Here is a 3,575-nt window from a genome sequence, read left to right as displayed (position 1 = left end):
AAATTGATAATAATCTCTAATTAACGAGAAATTCTTATCCAAATTAAACCTATTTTTTTGTTAGCTTTTTGCTACTGTTATAATATAACATATTATATTTTTAATTGCAAGTATTTTTTTAATTTATTTACATTTCAGAAAATTATTAAATTTCATATATATACTCCATGCTTTTAGCGTTAATTCCTTGAAATTTTATAACTACTATTAATGGCATAATATCTTTTATCATTTTGAAATCTTTATAATTAAAAGTATTATCATAATAATTAATTATTGTACTTAAGGCTGTTCCATGAGTTCCTATTAATATATTCTCATTAAGATTTTCATTAAGAAGCTTATGTAATGCTTCTATATTTCTATCTTGAACTTCTGTTAAATTTTCTCCCTCTTCAAGACTATAATTAAAATCTGTCCATTGCTTTTCTGCAAAGCTATTAAAATCTTTTATCCAACTATTAGATACTTTTCTTTCTCTAAAATCTTCAACTAATTCAATATTTAAATTATTTGCCTCTGCAAAATCCTTTATAGTATCAACTGATCTTTTGTAAGGACTTGAATATACTTTAGTTATATTCTTATCATTTAAATATTTTGTTACCTTCTTAGTAGCCCTAATTCCTTCTTCGCTAAGAGGTCTAAGTAAATCATCTTCTACAGTAAAATCTGGCTTTGCATGTCTTACAAAGTAAACCTTATTCATAGCTAAATCACCCTTTTCATTTAATTTTATTTATCTATCCTAGCTCCACCCCATTCAATTACTGTAAAGCCTTCTCTATTAAATTCTTCAAGCTTTTGCTCCTTAATTTCAATTGGTTTGTCCAAAGGCTTATAAACCATCATCACTCTTAAAATTGAATCAGGTTTAGGAGTAATATCAAGTTTTGCGTACTCATTATATTCTTCTCCAGCAAAAGATATAAGGTTATATTTATTTTCTTGTAAAATAGGAAGCCAATAAACTATAAACTCATTGTATTCCTTCGCAGTTAATCCCATATATTCTAACTTTTCTTGTAGAAACTCTGCTGTATCCTCTTTTTTAACAACAAAGCCTTCTGACATATCATAGTCTAAATCTGATGTACCTTCCCAAAATAGATATGAGTATTCCTTATTATCTTCTAAATTTATTAAGGTCCCATCTGGTTTAGCTTTAACCTTCCAACCATCCTTATATTCAGGATAAGTAACTGTAAGTCCTCCTTTATATTCTAAATTCACATCAATAACCTCTTCTTTAGTTGGGTATAAATAAATTACTGGCTTTTTATCTACTCCTTGTGAAGCACATGATATTAACACTACTGATATTAAAAATATCATGCTAATAAAAGATAACTTTTTTAACTTTCTCATAAAATACCCCTCTAATTAAATTTTTAATAAAAGAACATTTTAAAATGTAATACTAGATTTAATCATATTCTATGTTATTTCTATGATTCCATTTTATGTATAAGCTTAATTTTAAGTATATCAAATAGATTTTTATTTTACAATATATGGTTAATAACTTAAATACATATATAAATAGAGATGGCTATTAACTAGTCATCTCTAAGTATTTTTTATTTTTTAAAAATATATCACAACTATTTATCTTTATTCATATTAAGTATTAATTTAATAGCTATAGATGTAAATATAATAGCACCTACAAATGAAAGGATACTTGATAATAGAAATACTATATCTCCTAAATAAGGTATTCTAATCATATTTGCAAAACCTATAGCATTTTGAAAGAAGCTTGTTTGTAACAATACAAGCATCAAAGATCCAATAGCACCATAAATCAACTTATAATCCTTACTATTCATTTCCCATCCTCCTTATATAAATACAATTTATATAATTTTTTTAATTTTTCTCTTTAATTTCTTTTTCTATTAATTCTTTAGAAATATACATTGCTTCTATAAGTGGTGTTAGTCTCTTATACTGATTACTATCTTCTCTATATTTACTTCTAGCTTTTTCAGTTTTATTTATAATAGAAATAACTGGTGGCAATGCTTTTTCTAATTCATCATTACTATACATATCTATATTTCTATCTGATTCTAATAAGTATTTAGAAATTTTTAATGCTTTTATTCTATTATTTAAAAGAGAATGTTGTGAAGTACCTTCTTTAAATTTATGTTGCATTTTCTCACAGTTATTTATAGTTGAAGATACAGTTTTTATTGCACCTTGTAATTTCTCTTGTGTATAAATTTTCATAAAAGCTCCTTTACAAATCCAAAATTCATTTATATATTTTCTGAAGTCAATATTATCTTTAGCCTTATATCCCAAAATAAATGAAGATATAAATAATATCTCCATAACACACCTTGTCTCCAAAAGAAAAAGTAAATAAAATTCCTATAATAGTAAGCAATAACGAAAGCCATCCTAACCATATTCTTTTATTAATGAATTAGTTAATTCATATATTCATTAACTAATTCATAACATCTTCTTTTAGTACTGTCCACCAAGCTACTTAAAGCCATAAATGGTGCTATTGTACCTCCCTTATATTTATCTTCTGCCTCTTTACTTTTTATTTCTTTAATATTAATCCAATCATTTTCTTCTTCTCTTAGTTTATCCATATCTTCTTCTGGAAGATCACTTTCTAATACGGAATAAACTTCATTTAACATATCATCCCAAGCTTTAAACTCAGCATCTGCTGCATAAAGCATATCTTGAGTTATTGGACTGGCATATTTATCTTTCAACTCTACATTTAACTTATCTTCTAATTGATTTAATTCATCTAAATAAATATTCTTTTTTGAAGCCACTTTATTTTCTTTAGTGCCCTTTTCTACCTTTGACTTAGTATTATTATTTTCAATTTTCTTTTCAGCAAATTTATTACTACATCCAACTAAAAATGATGAACAAATAAAAATAATAAATACAATCCCCCTAATAACTCTCTTCATATTGCTCTCCCTTAGCTTCTTTCTCTATTTTTTTCTCAATATTCTAAACTATTTATTGTTCATACTCAATATTTATGCCATTAAATATAACTACTTTTAAACGAGTATAGCCTTCATTTTCATCTACATTAGTAAAGTCAATTTTCAAAGTATCATTATCCTTCCACTGAATATTAATATCTTTACTGCTAGAATTATTATTTAAATAAATATTAGGTTCATTATTGTTATACTGTCTTTTTCTATAGCATCTACCATATCTTTGAAATTGACTATCTAACGTACTCATTTCCGTAAAAAGATAATCAAAGTCTACATCTAAGGATGCCTCAACTATTTGTGTAGTAATCCAAATTCCACTTTCTTTATTCCCGTCTTTTGTAAAATCTTTTATTTCCATTTCTAATGATGCTCTGTCACCATTTGTAAACATTGAATGTAATAGTTTTACATTTCCTTTATTTTTAAAATTATCATATAATTCTAGTACTCTGTCTACTGTATTTACTATAACTAAAACTTTAGATTTTTTTCCTCTCCCTCTAATTGTTTGCTTTTCCTGGTGGATTCCTTCCATTGGGGTTCATGGAGTTGTAGTCCTTATTATCTCTTTCTAGAATG

General features: G+C 25.8%; 6 protein-coding genes. All 6 read right to left on the bottom strand.

Translation table 11 applies throughout. The annotated features are described in order from the left end of the window. Positions 1 to 145 precede the first annotated feature (145 nt). The 6 genes from HUJ77_RS09245 to cas3 all read right to left on the bottom strand — a co-directional run bounded on the left by HUJ77_RS09245 (position 146) and on the right by cas3 (position 3,531). Positions 146 to 709 (bottom strand): histidine phosphatase family protein, encoded by a 564-nt coding sequence (locus HUJ77_RS09245; RefSeq protein ID WP_291708296.1) that lies wholly within the window; start codon positions 707 to 709, stop codon positions 146 to 148. A 26-nt stretch (positions 710 to 735) separates the two neighbouring features. Beyond that, entirely contained in the window at positions 736 to 1,368 is a 633-nt protein-coding gene (locus HUJ77_RS09240; RefSeq protein ID WP_291708295.1) for a hypothetical protein, read from the bottom strand. A 236-nt stretch (positions 1,369 to 1,604) separates the two neighbouring features. Further along, complete coding sequence (locus tag HUJ77_RS09235) at positions 1,605 to 1,832, bottom strand: hypothetical protein (protein WP_291708294.1); 228 nt, start codon at positions 1,830 to 1,832, stop codon at positions 1,605 to 1,607. Between the two features lie 40 nt (positions 1,833 to 1,872). Then, a complete protein-coding gene (locus HUJ77_RS09230; protein ID WP_366033149.1) occupies positions 1,873 to 2,343 on the bottom strand; it encodes a hypothetical protein in 471 nt (156 codons plus the stop codon). 98 nt (positions 2,344 to 2,441) lie between these two features. Then, on the bottom strand, positions 2,442 to 2,954 hold the full coding sequence (locus HUJ77_RS09225) for a lysozyme inhibitor LprI family protein (RefSeq protein WP_291708293.1): 513 nt from the start codon (positions 2,952 to 2,954) through the stop codon (positions 2,442 to 2,444). Between the two features lie 52 nt (positions 2,955 to 3,006). Next, positions 3,007 to 3,531 carry a CRISPR-associated helicase Cas3' gene (gene cas3, locus HUJ77_RS09220; RefSeq protein ID WP_291708292.1) on the bottom strand — a complete coding sequence of 175 codons (525 nt, stop codon included), beginning with the start codon at positions 3,529 to 3,531 and terminating at the stop codon, positions 3,007 to 3,009. Positions 3,532 to 3,575: the final 44 nt, after the last annotated feature.

The organism is Clostridium sp. (assembly GCF_021443865.1).
GTDB lineage: Bacteria > Bacillota > Clostridia > Clostridiales > Clostridiaceae > Clostridium.
Note: the sequence above shows the minus strand (reverse complement) of the source record. Positions and strands in the feature narration are given on the sequence as shown.

Excerpts from the sequence above, each read along its gene's own strand:
- HUJ77_RS09245 (WP_291708296.1), bottom strand. The coding sequence starts at position 709 with ATGAATAAGGTTTACTTTGTAAGACATGCAAAGCCAGATTTTACTGTA.
- HUJ77_RS09240 (WP_291708295.1), bottom strand. The coding sequence starts at position 1,368 with ATGAGAAAGTTAAAAAAGTTATCTTTTATTAGCATGATATTTTTAATA.
- HUJ77_RS09235 (WP_291708294.1), bottom strand. The coding sequence starts at position 1,832 with ATGAATAGTAAGGATTATAAGTTGATTTATGGTGCTATTGGATCTTTG.
- HUJ77_RS09230 (WP_366033149.1), bottom strand. The coding sequence starts at position 2,343 with ATGGAGATATTATTTATATCTTCATTTATTTTGGGATATAAGGCTAAA.
- HUJ77_RS09225 (WP_291708293.1), bottom strand. The coding sequence starts at position 2,954 with ATGAAGAGAGTTATTAGGGGGATTGTATTTATTATTTTTATTTGTTCA.
- cas3 (WP_291708292.1), bottom strand. The coding sequence starts at position 3,531 with ATGGAAGGAATCCACCAGGAAAAGCAAACAATTAGAGGGAGAGGAAAA.